Annotated in this window: 20 protein-coding genes; 9 read left to right on the forward strand and 11 right to left on the reverse strand. The window is 63.3% G+C overall.

Going from position 1 to position 23,612, the window contains the following annotated elements; genetic code table 11:
- Positions 1–9: 9 nt before the first annotated feature.
- On the reverse strand, positions 10–423 hold the full coding sequence (locus tag AB5Y91_RS16705) for a YeeE/YedE family protein (RefSeq protein WP_368170301.1): 414 nt from the start codon (positions 421–423) through the stop codon (positions 10–12).
- Positions 420–734, reverse strand: a complete 315-nt coding sequence (locus AB5Y91_RS16710) for a metalloregulator ArsR/SmtB family transcription factor (protein ID WP_139744918.1) — start codon at positions 732–734, stop codon at positions 420–422. Before AB5Y91_RS16710 ends, AB5Y91_RS16705 begins: the two co-directional genes overlap by 4 nt.
- A 92-nt stretch (positions 735–826) precedes the next feature.
- Between AB5Y91_RS16710 and AB5Y91_RS16715 the strand changes: the two genes are divergently transcribed.
- The 3 genes from AB5Y91_RS16715 to AB5Y91_RS16725 all read left to right on the forward strand — a co-directional run bounded on the left by AB5Y91_RS16715 (position 827) and on the right by AB5Y91_RS16725 (position 2,688).
- Positions 827–1,012 (forward strand): DUF2892 domain-containing protein, encoded by a 186-nt coding sequence (locus tag AB5Y91_RS16715; RefSeq protein ID WP_106886276.1) that lies wholly within the window; start codon positions 827–829, stop codon positions 1,010–1,012.
- Positions 1,013–1,377: 365 nt separating this feature from the next.
- Positions 1,378–1,743 (forward strand): hypothetical protein, encoded by a 366-nt coding sequence (locus tag AB5Y91_RS16720; protein ID WP_111910206.1) that lies wholly within the window; start codon positions 1,378–1,380, stop codon positions 1,741–1,743.
- Between the two features lie 216 nt (positions 1,744–1,959).
- Positions 1,960–2,688, forward strand: a complete 729-nt coding sequence (locus AB5Y91_RS16725) for an MgtC/SapB family protein (protein WP_025327670.1) — start codon at positions 1,960–1,962, stop codon at positions 2,686–2,688.
- 69 nt (positions 2,689–2,757) lie between these two features.
- Here the strand turns inward: AB5Y91_RS16725 and AB5Y91_RS16730 are convergent, their stop codons facing one another.
- The 8 genes from AB5Y91_RS16730 to grpE form a co-directional block, all read right to left on the reverse strand.
- A complete protein-coding gene (locus AB5Y91_RS16730) occupies positions 2,758–3,768 on the reverse strand; it encodes a LacI family DNA-binding transcriptional regulator (RefSeq protein ID WP_139744916.1) in 1,011 nt (336 codons plus the stop codon).
- A gap of 27 nt (positions 3,769–3,795) precedes the next feature.
- Entirely contained in the window at positions 3,796–5,211 is a 1,416-nt protein-coding gene (locus AB5Y91_RS16735; RefSeq protein WP_368170302.1) for a glycoside hydrolase family 32 protein, read from the reverse strand.
- A complete protein-coding gene (locus AB5Y91_RS16740) occupies positions 5,211–6,575 on the reverse strand; it encodes a sucrose-specific PTS transporter subunit IIBC (protein WP_368170303.1) in 1,365 nt (454 codons plus the stop codon). Before AB5Y91_RS16740 ends, AB5Y91_RS16735 begins: the two co-directional genes overlap by 1 nt.
- Positions 6,576–6,646: 71 nt before the next feature.
- Entirely contained in the window at positions 6,647–7,624 is a 978-nt protein-coding gene (locus AB5Y91_RS16745) for an aminoimidazole riboside kinase (protein WP_368170304.1), read from the reverse strand.
- A gap of 115 nt (positions 7,625–7,739) precedes the next feature.
- Complete coding sequence (locus tag AB5Y91_RS16750; RefSeq protein WP_368170305.1) at positions 7,740–9,230, reverse strand: carbohydrate porin; 1,491 nt, start codon at positions 9,228–9,230, stop codon at positions 7,740–7,742.
- A gap of 262 nt (positions 9,231–9,492) precedes the next feature.
- On the reverse strand, positions 9,493–10,620 hold the full coding sequence (gene dnaJ / locus AB5Y91_RS16755; protein WP_042649830.1) for a molecular chaperone DnaJ: 1,128 nt from the start codon (positions 10,618–10,620) through the stop codon (positions 9,493–9,495).
- Positions 10,621–10,732: 112 nt separating this feature from the next.
- Positions 10,733–12,664 carry a molecular chaperone DnaK gene (gene dnaK / locus AB5Y91_RS16760; protein WP_368170306.1) on the reverse strand — a complete coding sequence of 644 codons (1,932 nt, stop codon included), beginning with the start codon at positions 12,662–12,664 and terminating at the stop codon, positions 10,733–10,735.
- Positions 12,665–12,998: 334 nt separating this feature from the next.
- Positions 12,999–13,574, reverse strand: a complete 576-nt coding sequence (grpE, locus tag AB5Y91_RS16765) for a nucleotide exchange factor GrpE (protein WP_042649832.1) — start codon at positions 13,572–13,574, stop codon at positions 12,999–13,001.
- Positions 13,575–13,838: 264 nt separating this feature from the next.
- Here grpE and nadK point away from each other — a divergent pair, with 264 nt between their 5' ends.
- The gene (gene nadK / locus AB5Y91_RS16770) at positions 13,839–14,723 is read left to right on the forward strand and encodes an NAD(+) kinase (RefSeq protein ID WP_106886269.1); all 885 of its coding nucleotides are present in this window, start codon (positions 13,839–13,841) and stop codon (positions 14,721–14,723) included.
- 39 nt (positions 14,724–14,762) lie between these two features.
- Here nadK and AB5Y91_RS16775 read toward each other — a convergent pair whose 3' ends face one another.
- Positions 14,763–15,923, reverse strand: coding sequence for a diguanylate cyclase (locus AB5Y91_RS16775; protein ID WP_368170307.1), 1,161 nt, complete (start codon positions 15,921–15,923; stop codon positions 14,763–14,765).
- A gap of 336 nt (positions 15,924–16,259) precedes the next feature.
- Here AB5Y91_RS16775 and recN point away from each other — a divergent pair, with 336 nt between their 5' ends.
- The 5 genes from recN to AB5Y91_RS16800 all read left to right on the forward strand — a co-directional run bounded on the left by recN (position 16,260) and on the right by AB5Y91_RS16800 (position 23,612).
- Positions 16,260–17,924 carry a DNA repair protein RecN gene (gene recN / locus AB5Y91_RS16780; RefSeq protein WP_139744909.1) on the forward strand — a complete coding sequence of 555 codons (1,665 nt, stop codon included), beginning with the start codon at positions 16,260–16,262 and terminating at the stop codon, positions 17,922–17,924.
- Between the two features lie 502 nt (positions 17,925–18,426).
- Positions 18,427–19,320 (forward strand): DHHA2 domain-containing protein, encoded by an 894-nt coding sequence (locus AB5Y91_RS16785; RefSeq protein WP_368170308.1) that lies wholly within the window; start codon positions 18,427–18,429, stop codon positions 19,318–19,320.
- A gap of 384 nt (positions 19,321–19,704) precedes the next feature.
- Positions 19,705–20,145: a universal stress protein gene (locus AB5Y91_RS16790; RefSeq protein WP_163135351.1), complete on the forward strand. Its 441-nt coding sequence runs from the start codon at positions 19,705–19,707 to the stop codon at positions 20,143–20,145.
- Between the two features lie 246 nt (positions 20,146–20,391).
- Positions 20,392–21,555, forward strand: coding sequence for an efflux RND transporter periplasmic adaptor subunit (locus AB5Y91_RS16795; RefSeq protein ID WP_168234664.1), 1,164 nt, complete (start codon positions 20,392–20,394; stop codon positions 21,553–21,555).
- Positions 21,552–23,612 (forward strand): MacB family efflux pump subunit, encoded by a 2,061-nt coding sequence (locus AB5Y91_RS16800; RefSeq protein ID WP_368170309.1) that lies wholly within the window; start codon positions 21,552–21,554, stop codon positions 23,610–23,612. The genes AB5Y91_RS16795 and AB5Y91_RS16800 overlap by 4 nt, the downstream gene beginning before the upstream one ends.

Consider the following 23,612-nt stretch of genomic DNA (forward strand, 5'->3'; position numbering starts at 1 on the left):
ATCAACCTGTCAGAAAATGTGGTGGGTGAAAAAGACGGTGATAAAGCCAGCCGCCATAAAGATCAGGGTCGCGACTATGGAGCGCAGGGAGAGCCGCCCCATGCCGCAGATGCCGTGGCCGCTGGTGCAGCCATTGCCAAGGCGAGTGCCTATCCCGACCAGCAGGCCGGCCAGCAACACCACCGGCCAGCCGGGCAGGCTGGTGAATGCAGGCATGCTGGCCCAGTCCAGGGTCAGCGCCAGCCAGGCGCCCGCCCCCAACCCCAGCAGAAACAGCACCCGCCAGGGCGCCCGCTGTTGCAAGGCACCGGCCAGAATGCCGCTGATCCCGGCAACCCGGCCGTTGAACAACATCAGGATCAGGGCCGACAGCCCCGCCAGCATGCCGCCGCCCAAAGAGAGCAGCCATTGGCTTTCAATCATCGAATTTCCTCATCTGCGTGACAAAAATGGGTTTGCAGCGCCCCCAGCACATCGGCGGCCGCCTCGCTCACCAGGGAGTAGTAGATCTGCTGGGAGACCTTGCGCGAACGGATAAGGCCATGGCGCTTTAGCACCGACAACTGCTGGGAGAAAGCCGACTGCCCCAGCTGGCTGTGGGCCAGCAGCTCTCCGACCCCCTTCTCCCCTTCCACCAACTGGCAGAGCACCATCAGGCGTTCGGGATGAGCCAACGCCTTGAGCAGGGAAGCGGCGGCCGTCGCGTGTCCGTTCATCTCGTCGAATGGGCTCATAAGCATAAATTAGCAATTGCTGATATTTAGTCTATTGTATAAATCAACACTAAATTAGCAACTACTAAATAATAGAGAAAAGGGAGAGAGACATGACGGTTGATAACGGAGTCAGAGTGGTCGCGGGCTGCATCTTGCTGCTGTCGCTGCTGCTCACCGCCTGGGTCCACCCGGGCTTCGTCTGGCTGAGCGTCTTTGTCGGGGCCAACCTGATCCAGAGCGCCTTCACCGGCTTCTGCCCCGCCGCCATGATCCTGAGGCGCCTGGGCATGAAATAGCACCTAGCGGACGATAATAACGAGGGAGCTCGGGCTCCCTTTTGCTAAAACCTCATTTTGTTTCAATATGTTGCTGCCGGGGGCCCAGGGTTTACCCCGGCAGCCGTATCGGCTACCATGTCGCCTCTAATCAATAGCGGAGACCGTCGGTGGGCAACTCATCAAGTGACAGATCCACGCCGACTCCTGTCGTCGGCACCCGGGTCGCGAGCTAGCCGCAGAGTCCCTCTGCCGTAACTCGCAGCCCTGCGAGAAGCGGAAATCCACTCCCCTCTTCTCTTTTTACACTTGACGTCGGGTGACTCCTGGCCAACTGCCATGGGCGCCTTGCCTGCATAGTTTCTGCTTCCCACAAGGAGGCTGCTATGCGTTTGATATCAACCCAGTCTGTATCGACTCACCCCCTGCTGAACAAGCTGGGCCTTGGCATGTTGCCGCGCTGGCTGAGGGGCAAACAGCGCCAGCACCACTACCGGCTGCAGATCCGCTGCGAGGATCGCGCCGACCTGGATCAGGTGCTGGAGATGGTGAGCCACACCCTGCAACCGGCCGGGCTGCACCCGGTGCAGTCCATGACACCGGGTCGCAGCGGCGGGCGTGAGCTGGTGCTCAACCTGCGGTGCACCCCGCCCCAGCGCCGCTATCTGGTGCAGTTTGTCCATCAGGTCGGGGCAGCTCACCCGGTTCGCTGGGAACTGCGCCCTCGCGGTGATGATCCCGAGCGCACCTGACAGCACCATACTCTGTCAACCAGCGTTCAGGGGGCCGGCCATGCTGGCCCCCTGAACTGTCAGCGGCGCCCTATGGGGCATGCGCAGGGGACGCCCGCACGCCTTGTTTCATTTTTTGTTGGCCAGCAGCGCAATCATCGCCGGGTTTTTCAGCCCTCTTGTGCGGCGTTTCATCATGGATTGCGCGCAGCCATCACTCATCAGAAGGAGTACCCCATGAGAATGTGGCAACAATTTGATCTGCTTGCCCTGCTCGACACCCTGGCCAGCCTGCTGCTCGCCTTCGTGCTCGGCAGCCTGGTCGGCCTCGAGCGCCAGTATCGCCAGCGCACCGCCGGCCTTCGCACCAACGTGCTGGTCGCCGTGGGGGCGGCCCTCTTCGTCAACCTGGCCCAGCGCATCTATGACCTGCACGGCGGCAGCTATGGGGTGGTGCACGTGGTGGCCTATATCGTCTCCGGCATCGGCTTTCTTGGCGCCGGTGTCATCATGCGCGAGTCCGGCAACATCCGCGGCATCAACACAGCCGCCACCCTCTGGGGCGTGGCGGCTGTGGGGGCGGCCAGCGGCGCCGGCTTCGCCATGGAGGCGGTGCTCGGCGCGCTCTTTGTGCTGGCGGCCAACACCCTGCTGCGCCCCCTGGTCAATCAGATCAACCGTCATCCGGTGGACAACACCGACACCGAGGTGACCTACCGCGTCACGGCGCTCATCCGCCGGACTCACCAGAAAGAGGTGCTCCCCTGGCTGGAGCAGAAGCTGGAGCAGGCCAACTACCCCCTGAGCGAGCTGGATATAGAGCCCTTCGGGGAGCAGGACATCGAGATCTCGGCTGTGCTGCTCGCCACCTCCATCGACGGCGACGAGCTGGACGCCCTGATGAAGACGCTGGGGGAGCATCCCCGCATCAAGCAGATCTTCTGGCGTGCCAGCACCACGGATTGAGCCCGCTGCCAACAGCAAAAAGCCCCGCCAGTATTGGCGGGGCTTTTTCATATGAGACGTGATGGATGACTAGCGGCGGCTGCGCCAGCGCACCCTGGGGAGGATCACCTGGGCGGTCTGTGCGGGGGGATTGCCCGCGATCAGTTGCTGCATCAGCTCGAAGGCGGCCCGGGCCAGGGCCGGACAATCCTGGGCCACGGAGTCGATGCGCATGGGAATGCAGTCGAGCAGATCGTGATCGTCGAAGGTACAGAGCCGCATCCCCGTCTCCATCAGGCCCGCCTCGTTGAGGTAGCGCAGCACCCCTTCCAGCAGAGTAAAAGAGGCGGTGAATAGCCCGCGGGGGGGCGCTCCCAGCTCCTCCACCAGCTCGGCCATCAGCTGATAACCCGAGCGCGGCTGATAGTCGCGATGCCGCACCCGGGCGGCATCCGCCTCAAAACCGGCGCGATGGAGCCCCAGCTCATAGCCAGCCAGCCGGTGGCGACTGGGGGAGAGATCCAGCAGGCCGCCGAAGTAGTAGATCTCCTCGTCGCAATCGATCGCCATGTCCTGCACCAGCTCGGCGGTCGCCTTGCAGGCGTCCGAAATGACCATGGGCAGGCGCGACTCGCCGATGTGGCGGTCGAGCTGCACCACCGGCAGTCGGTCGTGAATGCGGGCATAGATGTCGTCGCTGTGACCGCTGGAGGCGACAATCAGCCCATCTACCTGACGGCTGATGAGATTGTCCACCACCCGCTGCTCCAGGGTGGGATCATCTTCGGAGCAGGCAATGAGCAGCTGGATGCCCGCCTCCCGGCAGTGGGCCTCGAGGGCGCGCGCTATGCTGGCGAACCCGAAGTTGGTGAGATCGGGGATCACCAGCCCCCAGGTGTAGCTGCGGGTCTCGCGCAGGGAGCGGGCATGAAAGCTCGGCTGGTAGTGGCACTCATCCGCCACCGCCTGGATCCGCTTGCGGGTATCGTCGGCAATCCTGTACTCCGCACTCTTGCCATTGAGCACCAGACTGGCGGTCGCCTTGGAGACCCCCGCCAGTTCGGCTATCTGGGCAATAGTGATCCGTTTCTTCTTCTCCACCTGGCCTCCCGGCTGACTAGCACCGGGCTATTGTACTAGGCAAGCCGCCAGCGGCCAGTGATCAAGGCAAATTTTGCAGCCATCATCGCCGTTACCCGATGAAAGTTGCGGCTTTTCCCCGGGGAAGTAGCGCGCCGACAGGCTGTGGCGACCCTGATCCACGAAGCACTCCAGACTGGAGCTGTCGCACAGCACTGTGATCTTGCCTCCAAGCCAGGGGGCGGCTCTCTCTTCCCAGGCCCCACTCTGCCAGTTCTGGCGCCGCAGTGTGATGCGCCCCGGCTGCCACACCAGCTCGGCCACGGCGCCGAACCAGAGGCAGCCCTCACCGCAAAGCGCCAGATCGAGCCAGGCCGAGTCGATGGCCAGCCCCGGAAACTCCCTGAGCGTCCCCTCGAAGCGGGTCTGCTCCCCCTTCAATGCCGCGAGCTCCGCCACAGGCCGCTGGCAGAGCCAGTCGTCCTGCCAGAACAGCTCCCGCGGGCAGCTCATCTGATGGATCCAGCCGTGAGCGACAGTGGGCTGGCTCATCTCGTTCTCCTCCGGCAGCCCCAGCCAGCCGAACAGCAGGCGCCGCCCCTGGCTGTCTTGGGTGGTCTGGGGGGCATAAAACTCGAAGCCCCTGTCCAGCTCGTGGAAGGCCCCGTGGGCGAACTGCTCGCCATCGAACTGCCCCGCCAGCCAGCCGCACTGGTAGAGGTTGCGATAATACTCCCCTTGCGGGGCAATCCCCTGGGGGCAGCAGATCAGCAGATGGCGATCCCCCAGGGGGAAGAGATCCGGGCACTCCCACATATAGCCAAAGTCCCCGAGACCGCCGCGCCCGCTGCCGGCGATGGGGCCCACCAGCGTCCAGGCATCAAGCGCGTCGCCGCGATAGAGCAGCACCTCGCCCTTGTCGTCCAGGGTGCGTGCTCCCAGCACCATGAGCCACTGCTGACCGTCGTGCCACACCTTGGGGTCGCGCACATGGCCGCTGTAGCCTTGGGGCAGATCGAGCACGGGGCCCAGCTTGTCAAAACCGCCCTCACCGTCGGCGCGGGCCAGACACTGGAAGGCGGTGCGGCTGCCGTCCGGGTATTTGACGTTGCCGGTGTAGACGAGGGTCAGGCGCCCCTGCTCGTCGCTCACCGCCGAGCCCGAATAGCAGCCGTGGCTCTCATAGGCCTCGGTGGGCAGGAGCGCCACCGGCTCGTGCTGCCAGTGCAGCAGATCGGTCGAGGTGACGTGACCCCAGCCCTTGTTGCTGTGCTCGCAGCCGAGCGGATTCCACTGGTAGAAGAGGTGGTAGCGCCCGTCGTGCTCGATGAAGCCGTTGGGGTCATTGAGCAGCCCCACAGGGGCTGCCAGGTGCCAGCGGGGCCTATGGGGATCGGCCGCCGCCTTGAGCTGTCCGGCCAGCAGGGACCGGACAATCTGGTTGAGGAGATAAGCGTCCTTCATCACTCCACCTTGTACTTGAGCAGGTAGGAGGCGGCGAAGGCGGCGGCGAAGGCGATCACCAGACCGATGACGTAGTGGATGAGGCTCATGGGCTGGACTATGGCCATGCCGGGAATGCCGGTCAGGCCCACCGCCGTCATGCCCACCTTGGCCGCCACCACGTAGGCGCCGCCGCAGGCACCGCCGAACAGACCGGCCAGGAAGGGTTTGATGTAGCGCAGGTTGACGCCAAAGATGGCGGCTTCCGTGATGCCCAGCAGGCAGGACATGGCGGCCGGTACTGTGATCGCCTTGATCTTCACATCCCGGGTCTTGAAGTAGACCGCCAGGCAAGCTCCGCCCTGGGCCACGTTGGCCATGGCCCAGATGGGCAGCAGGAAGTTGACGCCTATGGCCGGGTTGGTGAGCAGCCCAGCCTCTATGGCGTGGAAGCTGTGATGGATGCCGGTGATGACGATAAGGGAATAAGTCCCGCCGAATACCAGACCCGCCAGCCAGCCCGCCTGCTCATAGAGGGCGCTCAGACCAAAGGAGATGCCATCCCCCAGCACCCGACCCGCCGGGCCGATGAAGAGCAGCGCCACGAAGCCGGTGATGATGACGGTCAAGAAGGGGGTGAGGATGAGATCCAGGGCGTCCGGGATACGCTTGCGCAGCTGTTTCTCCAGGTGCGACATGAACCAGACCGCCAGCAACACCGGGAAGACGGTGCCCTGGTAGCCTATCATGGCCACATCCAGCCCGAAGAAGTCCATGGTCTTGAAGCCCCCCGCCACGCCCCAGGCGTTGGTCAGCGCCGGGTGGGTGAGGATGCCGCCGAGGGTCGCCCCCAGATAGGGATTGCCGCCAAATTCGCGCGCCGCGGTAAAGCCGATCAGGATGGGCAGTATGATGAAGGCTGCCGAGCTGAACATGTCGAGCATCACAAACAGGGCGCTGTCGGCGTTGACCCAGCCGTAGGTGCGCACCATGCCGAGCAGCCCCATCAGCAGGCCGGAGGCGACGATGGCCGGAATGATGGGGACGAAGATGTTGGAGAGGGTCCGCGCCAGGCGCTGTGCCACATTGAGCTTGGCCGTCGCCATGTCGGTCAGCTCCGCCTTGCTGGCGGTACCGGTGCCGGTCAGCGCCACGAACTCCGCATAGACCTTGTTGACCAGACCGGTGCCGAAGATCACCTGGATCTGACCGGCGTTGCTGAAGCACCCCTTGACCCCCTCCAGCTTGTCGATGGCAGCCTTGTTGACCTTGCTGTCGTCCGCCAGCACCAGCCGCAGCCGGGTGGCGCAGTGAGCGGCGCTGACGATATTCTCCTTGCCCCCGAGCAGGGGCACCAGATCCTTGGCTATCGCACTGATATTCATAATCTTCCTCTTATGACCCGCCGGCTGGCGGGCCCTTGTCACATGAGAGTAGGGGCTGTTGACCCGGGCTTCTAGCCGCAGATCAACGGCCGCTTGTGCTCGATCGCGCCCAATAGCAAAAAGGCATCCAGTTCGGTGCGGGTCGGCAGCGCCGTCATGGCCCCCTTGGCGGTGGTGGCGAGTGCCCCGCAGCCGTGGGCCTGGGCCAGGATGGCGGGCAGCTCGCTCAAGGCAGGCAACCGATCCCCCTCTGCCAGCGCGGCCAGCAGACCGGCGACGAAGGCATCCCCCGCCCCCGTGGTGTCGAGCGGGGTCACCTTCGGCCCCACCCACTCCAGCAGCTCGCCACCCAAACGGGCTACCACACCGGCCGCCCCCCGGGTCACCAGCACCAGGGCCGGGCCCGAGAGGGTGGCAAGCCCAGCGAGCAGATCATCCTCGCCGCTCAGCAGTTGCAGCTCCTCCACCGAGAGCTTGACCACATCCGCCAGGGCCATGGCCGCGCTTACCTGCGGCAGCATCTCGGCGGGGTTGCCCCACACCTCGGGGCGCAGGTTGGGGTCGAAGCAGACCCGTCCTCCGACCGCCTTGATGGCGGCCATGGCCTGCAGGCAACTGCTGCGCACAGGTTCGTTGGCGAGCGCAATGGAGCAGCTGAGCAACCACTGACCGGCCTCGAAGCGGGGCAAGTCAGCCGGTTCTAGGAACTGGTCGGCACTGGGGCGCACCATAAAGGTGAAGCTGCGCTCCCCTGCTTCATCGAGCTCCACCAGCACAGTGGAGGTTCGTTGGGCCGGATCCTGGGTCAGATGACGGATATCGACGCCCTCTGCCACCAGGGTATCGGCCATAAAGCGGCCGAAGGGATCGGCGCCGACCCGGCCGATAAAGGCCGATTCACCGCCGAGCCGCGCCACTCCCACCGCCACGTTGGCGGGCGCACCGCCCGGACACTTGAGGTAGTGCAGCTCCCCTTCCGGGATAAGATCCACCACCGCATCCCCCATTACCCACACACGATTCCCCACCTTGCTACTCCACTGCTGCATCGGATCCACTGCCAGAGCCGGGCTCTGTTCTCTTGGTCGGCATTATCAGCTAAACCGTTTTAGCTAACCAACAGATCCCGGCGCCGTCTGCCATTTTTGTGATCGGGATAACGAACTAGAACCAGGTTTCCATCTGCACGCCAAAGTTCCACTCGCCACCGGCGGTGAAATCGCTCTGGCCCATGGCATCTGTGCTGGCGTAGTTGTCGAGCTCGGAGGACCAGTCCATCCAGGTGGCGAATACCCGCAGCTCGGGCCGCTCGAAGAAGCCGGCGGTCTGTGCCTTGAAGGTGGGAGCGAAGGTGAGCTTGGTGAAGTTGCCGCTCACCGCCTGACGGCCCTTGTAGCCCTTGGGATCCAGATCCATGTACTGCCAGGCGGCCTCGTAGACCAGCTCGACGTTCTGGCTCAGCACCTGGGCCACCCGGGTGTTGAGGGTCAGCCACTGATACTCGTCCCCCTTCACGTAGCGATCCTGGCTCTGCTCCGCCAGCAGGGCCGGAGCAAAACGCCAGCGCGGGTTGAGATCGGTGGCACCAAACACGGCGACCCGCACCGCGTCGGCATCCGGCAACAGCTCGCTGTCGGAGCCCAGCCCCTTGAGTTCGGCCCCCAGGCCATGGCCGTAGAGCACGGCGGCCTTGGAGAAGCCGGGATTGATACCGAAGAAGCTCTCGCCGTGGTAGGCCACCAGGGTGTGTGCCCCCTTGTTCGCCGCCTCGCTGCCAACGCCGCCGTCGTTGATGCGCGCCTCGTTGTCCTTGGCGGAGAGGCCGTTCAGCATCCACTGCCAGTTGCCGACGCGGTTGTTCATGGTGAGGATGTAGCTCTCGATGTCGGACAGGCCGCTGGCGCTGATGTCGCCGTAGTCACGGCCGTAGAGGGAGAAGTTCGCCTTCCAGCTGTCGGCCAGCTGCACGTCGTAGACGCCGCCACCTGTCCCGGCCAGGAAGACCACGTCCGAGTCGAGCCAGTGGATGTCGAAGTTGTCCCGATCGAAGCGCTTGCCCGCCCAGAGCACAGAGTGCTGGAAGGGGCCGCTGAAGCTCGCCAGGTCGCCGATTTCGGCAAACACCTGACGGGTGTTGAGGCTGGAATCGCTGGCGGTCCAGTCGTTGCTGGTCTCCACGCCATCTGCCAGCATCAGCTTGTAGCGTGCCCAGCTGCCGTCATCAAAGGTCTGGGTTTTGAGCAGGTTGGCCTCCATGTAGGTGTCGTCTTCGTTGCCAAGACGACCCACGGCCCCGCCCACAGAGCCGGCCGGCGTCACGTAAGGGCCGCCGCGCCCGCCGTTGCCATTGCTGTTGACCAGGAGGCCCGAGCGGGCGTAGCCGTGAAACTCGAAGCCCTGGGCACCGGCGGTTTGCTTGTCCACCTTCTCGCTCTGGGCCTTGGCCACCACGGCTGTCTCCCGGGCCTCGCTCGCCTTGCTCTGGGCCTCGTCGGCCCGCGCTTCGGCGGCGGCGGCGCGGGACTCAGCCGCCTGCACCCGTGCCTCCAGCGCCGCCAGACGCGCCTCTATACCGCCCTCGGTCGCCCACAGCGGGCTGCTCATCCCTAATCCCAGCGCCACCGCCAGCGCCAACTTGCTCTTGAACATCGTCATCTTCCTCACCTGTCATCTGCCGCCCGTCCGGGCGCTGTTGTTATGGACGAGCAGAGAATAGCTAAACCGCTTTAGCTAGCTCAATATGCCAGCTAAACCGTTTCAGCCACTTGTGATCAGAGTAACGTTTGCACAGGAAAAACCGCCGGGAGTTGTGAGGAGGATCCCTCATCGGGATCCACTCAATAGGGCGGATCCGGGGCAAATGGCAGGCAAAAAAAGAGCCGGCACTGAAGGCCGGCTTGGGTCACGCGGGTAGCGATTACTTGGTCAGATCGTCGAAGAAGCGTTTCACCCCTTCGAAGAAGCCTTCGGATTTCGGCTTGTGGGTCTTGGCGGCGGCACCGCTGAAGGACTCGTCCAGCTGGCGCAGCAGATCTTTCTGGGTCTCGGTCAGCTTGACCGGGGTCTCGATCACCACCTTGCACATCAGATCCCCCACCTGGCCGGAGCGCACGGACTTGACCCCCTTGCCCCGCAGGCGGAACAGCTTGCCGGTCTGGGTTTCCGCCGTGACCTTGAGCTTGACCCGGCCATCCAGGGTCGGCACTTCGATCTCGCCGCCGAGCGCTGCCGTGGTGAAGCTGATGGGCACCTCGCAGTAGAGATCGTTGCCGTCACGGACGAAGATCTCGTGCTCCTTGACGTGGACCTGTACGTAGAGATCCCCGGCCGGTGCGCCGGCCTCCCCCGCTTCCCCTTCGCCGGAGAGACGGATGCGATCGCCGGTATCGACGCCCGCCGGGATCTTCACCGACAAGGTCTTGGTCTTCTGGTAGCGCCCTTCCCCATGGCACTTGCGGCACGGATCCTTGATGATCTTGCCGCGACCGTGACAGTGGGGGCAGGCCTGTTGCACCGCGAAGAAGCCCTGGCGCATCTGCACCTGACCGGAGCCGTGGCAGGTCGGGCAGGTATGGGCCTGGCTGCCGGTGTGGGCACCGGACCCGTTGCAGACCTCGCAATGGACCTGGGTCGGGATCTTGATCTCCTTGGAGACCCCGCGCACCGCCTCTTCCAGGGTCAGCTCCATGTTGTAGCGCAGGTCGGAGCCACGGGCCGGGCCGCGACGACCACCGCCACGACCGCCGAAGATGTCACCAAACACATCGCCGAAGATGTCACCGAAATCGGCACCACCGCCGTGGCCGCCGCCCTGGCTCTGATCCACGCCGGCATGACCATACTGGTCATAGCGGGCACGCAGGTTCTCGTCGGTCAGGACCTCGTAGGCTTCCTTGACCTCTTTGAACTTCTCTTCCGATGCGGCATCACCCTGATTGCGATCCGGGTGATACTTCATCGCCAGACGCTTGTACGCCTTCTTGATCTCGCGCTCGTCGGCACCTTTCGATACCCCGAGCACTTCGTAGAAATCGCGCTTCGACATACTCATCCTGTTCTACTTGAGCCGTTATGCAGACGGGCGTTGGTTACCCAACGCCCGTGAAATCATTGACTGAGCCGATGGGCAGAGTCTGCTCTGCCCATCTGGGTTGGGCTTATTTCTTGTCGTCTTTCACTTCTTCGAACTCGGCGTCGACCACGTCGTCGTCAGCCTTGGCGGAAGAAGAGGAGTGACCGGCCTCGGCACCGGCGCCTTGCGCCTGAGCCTGAGCCTGCTGCTGGGCAATCTCCATCAGCTTCTGGGACGCTTCCATCAGGGCCTGTTGCTTGGCTTCGATGGCAGCCTTGTCGTCACCCTTGATGACGGCTTCCAGCTCGGACAGTGCAGTCTCGATCTTGGTCTTGTCGTCGGCAGGCAGGGCGTCACCGGCTTCGGTGACCTGCTTGCGGACCGAGTGGACCAGACCGTCAGCCTGGTTGCGGGTCTGCACCAGCTCTTCGAACTTCTTGTCTTCCGCCGCGTTGGCTTCGGCTTCGCGTACCATGCGCTCGATCTCGTCATCAGACAGACCAGAGGAGGCCTGGATGGTGATCTTCTGCTCCTTGTTGGTCTCCTTGTCTTTCGCGGAGACGTGCAGGATACCGTTGGCGTCGATGTCGAAGGTCACTTCGATCTGCGGCAGACCGCGCGGTGCCGGACGGATGCCTTCCAGGTTGAACTGGCCCAGGGACTTGTTGTCGCTGGCGCGCTTGCGCTCACCCTGCAGCACGTGAATGGTCACGGCAGACTGGTTGTCTTCGGCAGTGGAGAACACCTGGGACTTCTTGGTCGGGATGGTGGTGTTCTTCTCGATCAGCGCAGTCATCACGCTGCCCATGGTTTCGATACCCAGAGAGAGCGGGGTCACGTCCAGCAGCAGTACGTCTGTCTTGTCACCGGACAGTACGGCACCCTGGATGGCAGCACCCATGGCCACGGCTTCGTCCGGGTTGACGTCTTTACGCGGCTCTTTGCCAAAGAAGTCGGCAACGGTCTTCTGAACCAGCGGCATACGGGTCTGACCACCCACCAGGATGACGTCGTCGATCTCGCCAACCGCCAGACCGGAGTCTTTCAGGGCGACACGAACCGGCTCCAGGGAGTCTTTCACCATGTCTTCCACCAGGGATTCCAGCTTGGCGCGGGTCACCTTGATGTTCATGTGCTTCGGACCTGTGGCATCTGCAGTGATGTACGGCAGGTTGACGTCGGTCTGCTGGGCGGAAGAGAGCTCGATCTTGGCTTTCTCGGCGGCATCTTTCAGACGCTGCAGAGCCAGCTGGTCGTTGCGAAGATCGATGCCCTGCTCACGCTTGAACTCGTCTACCAGGTAGTTGATGACGCGGTTGTCGAAGTCTTCACCACCCAGGTGGGTGTTACCGTTGGTCGCCAGTACTTCGAAGGTGGTTTCACCTTCCACTTCGTCGATCTCGATGATGGAGATGTCGAAGGTACCGCCACCCAGGTCATAGACGGCAACCTTGCGCTCGCCCTTGACCTTGTTCACGCCATAGGCGAAGGCCGCAGCAGTCGGTTCGTTGATGATGCGTTTTACATCCAGACCGGCGATGCGACCGGCATCCTTGGTAGCCTGACGCTGGGCGTCGTTGAAGTAGGCCGGTACTGTGATGACAGCTTCGGTCACCGGCTCGCCCAGGTAATCCTCGGCGGTCTTCTTCATTTTCTTCAGCACTTCTGCAGAGATCTGCGGCGGTGCCATTTTCTTGCCTTTGACTTCTACCCAGGCGTCACCGTTGTCAGCCTTGGCGATGGCGTACGGCATGATCTTCAGATCGCGCTGTACTTCTTCATCTTCGAAACGACGGCCAATCAGACGCTTGATAGCGAACAGCGTGTTCTTCGGGTTGGTGATGGCTTGGCGCTTGGCCGGCTGACCAACCAGGATTTCGCCGTCATCGGCATAGGCAATGATGGACGGAGTAGTACGGTCGCCTTCCGCGTTCTCGATCACGCGAGCATGGTCGCCATCCAGAATAGCAACGCAGGAGTTGGTAGTACCCAGGTCAATACCGATGATTTTACCCATTTGACGAATCTCCAAATACTTTGAATAAACTGGCGAGGGGCTCGCCTTAAATACGTTAACGGCTAGGTGGGGCCTGCCACTGTGGCTTTCAAGCACCCGACATCAAATTCTTTCCGTGTCACCTAAGTTTCCATGCCACTGAAATCAGATGCCGCCGTGGCCTTGCCACCTATATGGGGTCTCGAGCCGACGCTTCAAGCCCTGACCTTAAAAAACCGCGCATTCTTGCCCCTTGGGCGCAAGAGTGCTTGCCAAATGGCGCCAATCAATACCCTGATGGCGCCGCTACCAATAAAAAGCCCGCCGAGCGGCGGGCTCAGCACAGCGACGGGACTCAGGCCGGGGCCTTGGAGACCATCACCATGGCCGGACGGATCACCCGACCGTTGAGTTCATAGCCCTTCTGCATCACGGCGATGACGGTGTTCGCTGCCACTTCGGCATTGTCGATCATGCTGATCGCCTGATGGGCGTTGGGATCGAACGGCTGGTTCAGCGGATCCAGCGGGAGCAGGCCAAACTTGGCCACCGAGCTCTGCATGGATTTGAGGGTCAGCTCGACCCCTTCGATCATCGGCTTGAGCGCCTCATTTTCCTTGTCGGCCAGCTCGATGGCACGCTCCAGGTTGTCCAGCACCGGCAGCAGCTCGCCAGCGAACTTCTCCAGCGCGAACTTGTGGGCCTTCTCCACATCCTGAGCGGCGCGGCGACGCAGGTTTTCCATCTCGGCGACGGCACGCACGGCGCGCTCACGCTCTTCCAGGGAAGCCTGCTGGGCTGCCTCCAACTGGGCCTCCAGCTCGGCAATGCGGGCCTGCTCGGCTGTCACTTCACTGTCTACATCGGTCGGCTCGACTGGCTGGGCTTCCACTTGCTCCATCGCTTCAACCTTTTGTTCTTCGTGGCTCATGACATCTCCAATATTCAGGGGTTACTTACGAGGGGTTGCTGACGTTCAGGTAAGCGACACGCGTCAACGGACCCTGTGTTGGCGCTATTATGGGGACGCAGCCCCGGCTTTCAAGGGGAAAAGGGCATATCAGGCACAATGCCTCCTGCCAGCCGGCCAACTTGCCGCTTTTCGGGGCCGATTGCGCCAAGGGGCATGGAGACAGACAAATCCCCGGCAAAGCGCGGTATACTCCCCGCAAGACTTCCCCAGACCCGATAACCTATGGATTCTCCGTTCAAAACCGTTGCCCTCATCGGCAAGCCCCATCATGAAGGGGCCAACCAGACCCTCAGCGGCCTGCATCAATACCTGAGTACCCGCGGTTTTCGGGTGCTGCTGGAGAGCCGGGTCGCCCAGACCTTAGGGCTCTTGGGTGACAACGTGATGGATCTGGTGCAGCTCGGTGAGCAGGCGGATCTGGCCATAGTGGTCGGCGGTGACGGCAACATGCTGGGGGCGGCCCGGGTGCTGTCCCGGTTCGATGTGGCTGTGATAGGGGTGAACCGGGGCAACCTCGGCTTCCTGACCGATCTCTCCCCCCAGGATTACCTGCTGCCCCTGGAGCAGGTGCTCTCCGGCCACTTCAAGAGCGAGCACCGCTTCCTGCTGGAGGCCGCCGTCTATCGCCACGGCGAGCGCAAGTCGAGCAACCTGGCGGTCAACGAGGCGGTGCTGCACCCGGGCAAGATAGCCCACATGATAGAGTTCGAGGTCTATATCGATGGCAGCTTCATGTACAGCCAGCGCTCGGACGGCATCATAGTGGCCACCCCCACCGGCTCCACCGCCTACTCCCTGTCGGCGGGGGGCGCCATCCTCACCCCCAAGCTCAACGCCATCACGCTGGTGCCCATGTTCCCGCACACCCTGAGCAGCCGCCCCATAGTGCTGGATGCGGACAGCGAGGTGCGGCTGCTGGTCTCCCCCGACAATCAGGATGACGCCATGCAGGTGAGCTGCGACGGCCAGGTGACCCTGGCGGTCCACCCGGGGGACGAGATCCTCATCAAGAAGAGCCAGCACAAGCTGCACCTGGTCCATCCGCTGGATTACAGCTACTTCCACGTGCTGCGCAACAAGCTCGGCTGGGGCAGCAAGCTGTTCTAGCCAGCGGGCCCGGGTCGCAGCAAGGCTGGCGGCGAGAGCCTAGCCCTCGCCGCCCTCAACCAGCCGAAGCGGTCCGGGTTCGAGCTGCAGATGCACGCCATTTCGCCCCGCCGCCTTGACCCTGTACATGGCCTCGTCGGCCTTCGTCAGCAAGTGCGCCAACCCTGTATCAGCACAGGCGCAGACGCCCCCCACACTGACAGTCACCCCCTCGCATGGCGGGCAGGCCCCCTGACGGGAGCCCGTCTCTATCTGGCGGCGGATCCGGTCGCAGATGTCATGGGCCATCTGACCGTTCACCCCTCCCATGATGATGGCGAACTCCTCGCCACCTATGCGCCCCACCAGATCATCCTTGCGCGCCTCGGCCACCAGCACCCTGGCCACGAACCGGATCACCTCATCACCACAGCCGTGACCAAATCTGTCATTGACGCTCTTGAAGTGGTCTATGTCGAGCACCACCACGCAGCGCATCTGCCCCGGCCGCGCCCGCTCCCCCTGTCTGAACAGGCCCCGCCGGTTGAGCACCCCGGTGAGGGGATCCCGCTCCGAGAGGGCCAGCAGCGCCTGCTCCGCCTCCACGTAGGCCACCAGGGGCAGCAGCAATACCGAGCCTATGGTCAGCACCATGTGCATGAAGAAGATGCCATCGAGCAGCCAGTCTCCGTTACCCATGGGACTATCAGGCCCCAGCAAGAGCAGCAACCCCTGGCTCAGCAATATGGTGAAATGCAGCAGGTAGATGACGGCGACGGCATGAAGTACCCGCTTCTGGTGGCGGCTGAGGGAGACGATGAGACAAGCACACAAGAGGTAGACCACAGACTCCATCAGGGCCAGCACCATGCGCACCTCGAAATGGCTCGACAACCCCAGATAGGCAAGCAGCAACAGGGCAACCCCTGCCCACAGGGGGCGGGGGCGCCAGGACAGGCCGTAGAGGGCATAAAAGCCGGCCAGCAACAGCAATATGCTCATGAGGGAGACCAGGCCACCGACCCTGATCCCCAGGGCCGGATGGCCACTCCCTATCCCCAGACTGAGCAGCAAGATGGAGAGGGAGAAGAGGAAGGCAGACAGGGACCAGAACAGGAAGTTGCGCCGACCAGGCTTCAAGAAGTGGATGAACAACATGAGCAGTGCCGACATCAGATTGATTGCCAGGGAGATCAACAACAGGGTCGGGGTGTGGATCATCTAGACGCATCCTTGGTGAAGAGCATGGTGGCCTGCCCGTTGAACCTGAGCCTAGCCTGTCTCGAGTGTGTCTCAGCCACCCCGACTCCACAAGTTCACTGCCTCGACAAGACCCCAAAAAGGTGAACGAATACAGGCTGATCGCGCGCCAGCCCTCCAGGATAAAATCACCCATGGGATGCCATGACGGCTCTGTGCCTCTCCCTGTACAGCCCCCTCCCACAGCCCCTCATCCCCTTGCCCGGCAAAAAATCCCGCCCCGCACACTTTACTGTATATAAGACCAGTATATACTGGATGCATACACAGTAATGTTGACCCATACAGGATGAGACCATGCTGACCCAGCTGACCGTCAACAACTTCGCCATCGTCAAGTTTCTCGAACTCGATCTGCAATCCGGCATGACCTGCATCACAGGGGAGACGGGGGCAGGCAAATCCATTGCCATCGACGCCCTTGGCCTCTGCCTCGGCGAGCGGGCCGAAGCCAGCATGGTGCGGCCGGGCAGCGACAAGACGGAAGTCAGTGCCCGTTTCCTGCTGGACGGCAACCCTGCCGCCCGCGCCTGGCTCGCCACCAACGAGCTGGAGAACGATGGTGAGTGTATAGTGCGGCGGGTACTCTCCGCCGAGGGGCGCTCGCGCAGCTACATCAACGGCGTCCCCGTCCCCCTGGTGCAGCTCAAGAGCCTGGGTCAGTTGCTGGTCAACGTTCACGGCCAGCACGCGCATCAGCTGCTGCTCAAACCCGACTATCAGCTCGCCCTGCTGGATGGCTATGCCGGCCACCACCTGCTGCTCGATGAGGTGCGCCAGCACTATCAGCTGTGGCGCCAGCTGCAAAACGAGCTCAACCGCCTCAAGGCCGAGCAGCAGCAGCGGGAAGCCCGTCGCCAGCTCATCGAATATCAGGTGCAGGAGCTCGATGAGTTCGCCCTGCAACCCGGGGAGTTTGAGGCCATCGAAGAGGAGCACCAGCGCCTCGCCAACGGCACCGAGCTGATGCAGGAGTGCGGCTATTGCCTCGACCTGCTCTATGACAACGAGGAGACCACCATAGCCGGCCTGCTGCAGGTGGCGGTGGACAGGGCCGAGACCCTGGCCGGCATGGATAGCCGCCTTGGCAACGTGCTCGGCATGCTGAACGAAGCCCTGATCGGGGTGCAGGAGAGCCACAGCGAGCTGCGCAGCTATCTGGATCTGCTGGAGCTGGATCCCGAGCGTTTCAACGAGCTGGAGGCCCGCCTCTCCAAGGCGATCAATCTGGCCCGCAAGCACCACGTCAAGCCGGCGGATCTCCCGTCGCACCATCAGGAGCTGGCCAAGGATCTCGCCCGCCTCCACTCCGATGAGGAGCGCCTCGAAGGGATGGAGGATGAACTGGCCGAGGCCCGTCAGGCCTTTGTCCAGGCGGCAGAGGTGCTCAGCCAAAGCCGTCAGCGCTATGCCCAGGAGCTGGCCACCCAGGTGACCGCCAGCATGCACGAGCTGGCGATGCCCGATGGCCGCTTCGCCATCGAGGTGCGCCCCGACGCCCAGAGCAGCCTGTCGCCACTCGGTATCGATCGAGTGGAATTCATGGTCACCACCAACCCTGGGCAGCCCATACAGCCGCTGGGCAAGGTGGCCTCCGGCGGCGAGCTGTCGCGTATCAGCCTCGCCATAGTGGTGATCAGTGCCCGCAAGATCTCCACCCCCACCCTGATTTTCGACGAGGTGGATGTGGGGATCAGCGGCCCGACGGCGGCCGTGGTGGGCCGTCTGCTTCGCCAGCTCGGCGAATCCACCCAGGTGATGGTGGTCACCCACCTGCCCCAGGTGGCTGGCAAGGGCCACCAGCACATGGTGGTCAGCAAGCACACGGACGGCAAGACCACGGAGACCCAGATGCAGGCGCTCAACCAGGGTGCCCGCCTCAACGAGCTGGCCCGTCTGCTGGGGGGGGATCAGATCACCGACAACACCCTGGCCAACGCCCGCGAGCTGCTTGCTTCCTGAGGGCTGTGCGGCAAGACATCAAGGCCTCTCGCCGCCCCAGGGGCGGCGAGCCATCAGCCCCTTCGATGACCTGACAGGGAGTGAGTCATCAGCCTTCCGGCGCCAGCCCTGGCATGTCATCAACCTTTTCGATTCCCTGACCGGGGAGGTGAGTAACCACTCTCCGGCAGCCTGCCTTGAGTGGCGAGCCATCCCCCTCGGTGGCCTGCCCAGAGAAGCGGGACTTCAAGTCTTTCGGTAATCTGCCCGAAATCACGAACCCAAGCATGCCCACTCAGTGACCCCATGCCCCGGACCCGCCGCCAGCGGCCCTGATCAATGACGGCGGTGCACCCTCTCCTTCTCCGACTCTCGGTGCCCCAGGCCAGAGGCCAGAGCCTGGCCGGATTTGCCCCCATCACCGCCAGACAGTAGAGTGGAACCGACTCGGGCCCCATGGCCCTCTCTGGCCCGGCGCCGCGACATGCGGCCGAGCCCATCACCCCACATCAGGAACCGCCTCATGCTTCATGTCTTTGGCCACAAGAATCCCGACAGCGACAGCATCTGCACCGCGCTGGTCACCGCCGACTGGCTCAACCGTCAGGGTCGCCCCGCCCAGGCCTATGCATTGGGTGAACCCATTGCCGAGACCCGCTTCATCCTGGAGACGGCGGGCGTGGAGGCCCCCCCGGTTCTGACGGGCAGCGTCGCCAACAAGCCGGTCTTTCTGGTGGATTTCAGCGAGCTGGAGCAGGGACCTGAGGGGTTGGCCGAGGCCGATGTACAGGGCCTCATCGATCACCACCGCATCGGCACCCTCATCACCCGTGGCCCCCTCGATGCCTGGGTGAGGGCGGTCGGGTGCAGTGCCACCGTGCTGCTGGAGCTGATGGGCCATGACAATCTGTCCCGCGCCCAGGCTAGGTTGTTGCTGGGGGCCATCATCAGCGACACCTTCAACTTCACCTCCCCCACCACCACGGCAGAGGACAGGCTAGCGGTCGACCGACTGCTGCCCATCGCCGATCTGGCCCTGGCCCCCTTTGCCCAGACCCTGCTGGAGCGGCGCACCCAGTTGGGCGATACCCCCCTGCGCGAGCTGCTCGTTGCCGACGAGAAGGCTTACCAGATAGCGGGTCATTCCCTCATGGTCAGCCAGATCTGCGTGATGGACCCGAGCCAGATCCACGGCCGAATGGAGGAGCTGCATCAGGCCATGGCGCAGAGGCTGACCCTGGACTCGCTGGATGGCTATGTCTTGATGCTGACCGATCTGGCCAAGGGAAGCAGTGAGCTCCACTTTGCCAGCAGGGGCATACTGCCCGCCGAGCCGGTCCAGCTGGCGGGGGCCCTCAGCCGCAAGAAAGAGGGGCTTCCCTGGTTGACCCAGCAGTTGTCAAAAGTGCCCCGCTAAGCCCTGTCACAGTGGCGGCCCCCCCGACCGCCACTGAGATTGCCCGCCCTTCGACACCAGGTCCCGACACCTTGGCTTGAAGCCGGGCGAGCAGCATGATCACCAGGCACATCCAAGACAAACCCCACTGCTGTGCTGCCCATAGACCATTTTCCCATCTTATTCCTCCATCAAGGGAGCCATGGGCCGCATGTCTTCATTCTCCGTTCAACTGCGTCTGTTATGCTGATGTAAACGAAGATGATGTTGCGCGCCCTCACCGACAAAGGATGACGTCTGGCGCCCACAGACAAGTGAGTACCATGCAATACAGAGCGGGATCACTGTGGTAGGGGACAGCTCCTTTGTCCCCGGTGACCCGCGCCATGCCAAGGAGAACTGCTTATGACCCACACCAACATAGTGCTGTTGCTGGAAGGCAAGGATTACGAGCAGGAGACGCTGGCCAAGGCGAGCCGCCTGGCACAAGGGCTGGGCTGCGACCTGACCCTGCTGCACCTGACGCACAGCAGCAAGGTGCGCCGCAAGAGCCTGTCACTGTCCGAGGAGGAGCGCAGTGCCCAGGGCACACTGGATGCCAAGGCCATCATCAGCGAACTCATCACCCTGCTGCCTCATCCTGTGGATTACCACTGCCTGGTGGTCGATGACGTGGTCAGGGATCTGGGCCAGTGGCTGAGCTCCCACTCGACCTCGCTCCTGCTGGTCGGCAGCCGCCACCACTGGATGGAGGGATCGCTGGCCCGCCTGCTCATCTACAAGCTGCCCGTCGATATCCAGATCTGCCACGAGCCCTATGCCGAGCAGCTCAAGGCCGTCGGCTGAGTACCAGGGAGCCCGCTCAACGAGCGGGCTCCCTGCATTTATCCCCTAGTAGACCTCCCAAGCCCCTTGTTCCGCCCCCACGGGTATCATGCAGGTCTTGCCTTCCCTCCCCCTGCTGACATTCAGCACCTCCTAATTGACAACTTCATCTACATGATTTCTTACACATTGCTCGCTTCTTTTTAAGTGCCATTTGCTGCAGGATATCGCCCTTGCACGCCTTCACTCGTTTCGTTCAGGTGATAAATGAAGACTCTTCCAAAACCAGGCAAGTACGCCCTGTTCGCCCTGGCGCTGCTGGCCCTCGTGGTCTGGCTGGCCTGGCCCGGCAAGACCCCGGACCCTGTGCTGACTGCGACCGTGACCCGTCAGGACGTGGAGCAGACTGTGCTGGCCAGCGGCGTCCTGCAGGCCATAGAGCAGGTGGATGTGGGGGCCCAGGTCTCGGGTCAGGTCACCTATCTGGCGGTAGAGGCCGGGCAACAGGTCAAGCAGGGGGATCTGCTGGCAGAGATAGATCCCCTGATAGCCCAGAACAACCTCAAGACCGCCGAGGCCGAACTGGCCAGCCGCCGTGCCCAGCTCAAGATCAAGCAGGCGCAGCTCAAGCAGAACGAGCTGGCCTGGCGCCGCCAGCAGCAGATGTTCAGGCAGGAGGCGAGCTCCCGGGCCGATCTGGAGAGTGCAGAGGCGCAGCTGGCCGTCACCCGGGCCGAGTTGCAGAGCGCCCAGGCGGACATCGACAACGCCCTGATCAAGGTGGAGCGCACCAAGACGGAGCTCGGCTATAACCGCATTCAGGCCCCCATGGATGGCACTGTCGTCAGCATAGTGACCCGCCAGGGGCAGACCCTGGCCGCCAGCCAGACGGTCCCGACCCTGCTCAAGCTCGCCAACCTGGATACCATGACGGTCAAGGCGCAGATCTCGGAGGCGGATGTCACCAAGGTCAGGGCCGGCATGCCGGTCTACTTCACCCTGATCGGAGACCCGGACCGCCGCTATCACGGCACCCTGCGCACTGTCGAGCTGGCCCCCACCAACATCAACGAGCAGAGCGCCAACACCACGACCACCAGCAATGCCGCCATCTACTACTACGCCCTGTTCGATGTGCCCAACCCCGACCATCAGCTGAGGGTCGCCATGACGACCCAGGTCACCATAGTGCTGGGTGAACGCAAACAGGTATTGGCCATCCCCCAGACCGCCCTCGGCAAGAAGCTGGGGGAGAACGAATATGAGGTCACCCTGCTCAAGGAGGACGGGCAGAAAGAGACTCGCCGCATCAAGACCGGCATGAAGGATGACATCAAGATAGAGGTGGTGAGCGGCCTGAACGATCAGGACAAGGTGACTCTGGAGCAGGGCAAGCCCGTCCAGAACGATGAGATGGAGATGGTTCCGTGAGCGAGCCCCTGATCCAGCTCAAGGGCATAGAGCGCCGCTATCAGAGCGGGGAGCACGAGGTGACTGTGCTGCACCCGCTGGATCTGACCATAGCGGCGGGGGAGATGGTGGCCATAGTCGGTGCCTCCGGCTCCGGCAAGTCCACCCTGATGAACCTGCTGGGCTGCCTCGATCGCCCGAGCGGCGGCCAGTATCTGTTTCGCGGTCAGGACACCGCCGGCCTGGATGCCCTGGCCCTGGCGCGGCTGCGCTGCCACCACTTCGGTTTCATCTTCCAGCGCTACCATCTGCTGCCCCATCTGGATGCGGCCGCCAACGTGGAGATCCCCGCCATCTATGCCGGCACATCCCGCCCCGAGCGCCAGATACGTGCCCGCACCCTGCTGACCCGCCTGGGCTTGAGCGATCGCAGCCACCACAGGCCGGGCCAGCTCTCCGGCGGCCAGCAGCAGCGGGTCAGCATAGCCCGGGCGCTGGCCAATGGCGGCGAGGTGATCCTGGCGGACGAGCCCACCGGCGCCCTCGACAGCCACAGCGGCAAGGAGGTGATGGCCATCCTCAAGGAGCTGCACGAGCAGGGTCACACCATCATTCTGGTGACCCACGACATGGCGGTGGCCAACCACGCCAATCGCATCATCACCCTGCGGGACGGGCGCGTGGTGGAAGACAGCGGCCAACCGGCGGCCAGCCCCGTCATCTCTGCGAGTCAGGCCCACGGGGAGGAGAGTCAGCAGATCCCGCAGCCCGCTGTCGATCAGGCATCTTCCGACCTCCTCCGACCAGCCGCCGGGCAGGAAGCGCGCGCGTCGGCGCCGGACCGGCTCGCCACAGCCTCCGTCGCCAGGCGCGGCAGCCAGGGCTGGGATCGCTACCGGGAGGCGGGTCGCATGGCCCTGCATGCCATGTTGGCCCATCGCATGCGCACCTTCCTCACCATGCTCGGCATCATCATCGGCATCGCCGCCGTGGTCAGCGTAGTGGCGCTGGGCCAGGGGGCCCGCGCCAAGGTGATCGACGACATCAACGCCATGGGCACCAATACCATCGACATCTTCCCCGGCAAGGATTGGGGCGACGAGAAGGCCGCCAGCATCCAGACCCTGAACGAGCGGGATCTCGACGCCCTGCTCGGCCAGCCCTATCTGGAGGGGGCCAGCCCCCAGATCGCCACCTCGGGCCAGCTGCGCTATCGCAACAAGACCAGCAGCGGCAGCGTGGTGGGGGTCGGCAGCGACTTTTTCCGGGTCAAGGGGATGACCCTCACCCAGGGCCGCCTGCTCGATGAGCGGGACATCCGCAGCCGGACGGCGGTAGCCGTGGTGGATGGCAAGACCATAGCCAGCCTGCTCGGCAAGACGGATCCCGTCGGCCAGGTGGTGCTGGTCGGCACCCTGCCGGTGCGCATCGTCGGGGTGGTGGCCCAGGAGACCGGCTTTGGCCCCAGCAGCCAGTCGGTCAATGTCTGGCTGCCTTACAGCGCCGTGATGAGCCGCCTCATCTCCCAGAATCACTTCAGCCAGATCACCATAAGGGTCAAGGACGGGGTCCAGCCCGCGCTGGCCGAGCAGGCCGCCGTGGCGCTGCTGACCCAGCGCCACGGGGTGAAGGATTTCTTCACCTTCAGCAGCGACAGCATCGTCAAGTCGGTGGAGAAGACCACAGCCACCCTGACACTGCTGGTCTCCGCCATCGCGGTGATCTCCCTCATCGTCGGCGGGGTCGGGGTGATGAACATCATGCTGGTGTCTGTGGTGGAGCGCACCCGCGAAATAGGGATCCGCATCGCGGTCGGCGCCCGCCAGTCCGACATCTTGCAACAGTTTCTGATCGAGGCTGTGATGGTCAGCCTGCTGGGGGGCCTGCTCGGCATCGGCCTGGCCATGTTTATCGGTTTTATCTTCTCCCAGCTCGTGGAGAGCTTCCAGATGCGTTTCTCGCTCTTCTCCATCCTGATGGCCTTCGGTTGCTCCTCGCTCATCGGGATCCTGTTTGGTTACCTGCCCGCCCGCAATGCGGCCCGGCTCGATCCGGTCGAGGCACTGGCGAGGGAATGA

The sequence above is a fragment of the Aeromonas sp. R4-3 genome (assembly GCF_040908275.1).
Classification (GTDB): Bacteria; Pseudomonadota; Gammaproteobacteria; order Enterobacterales; family Aeromonadaceae; genus Aeromonas; species Aeromonas rivipollensis.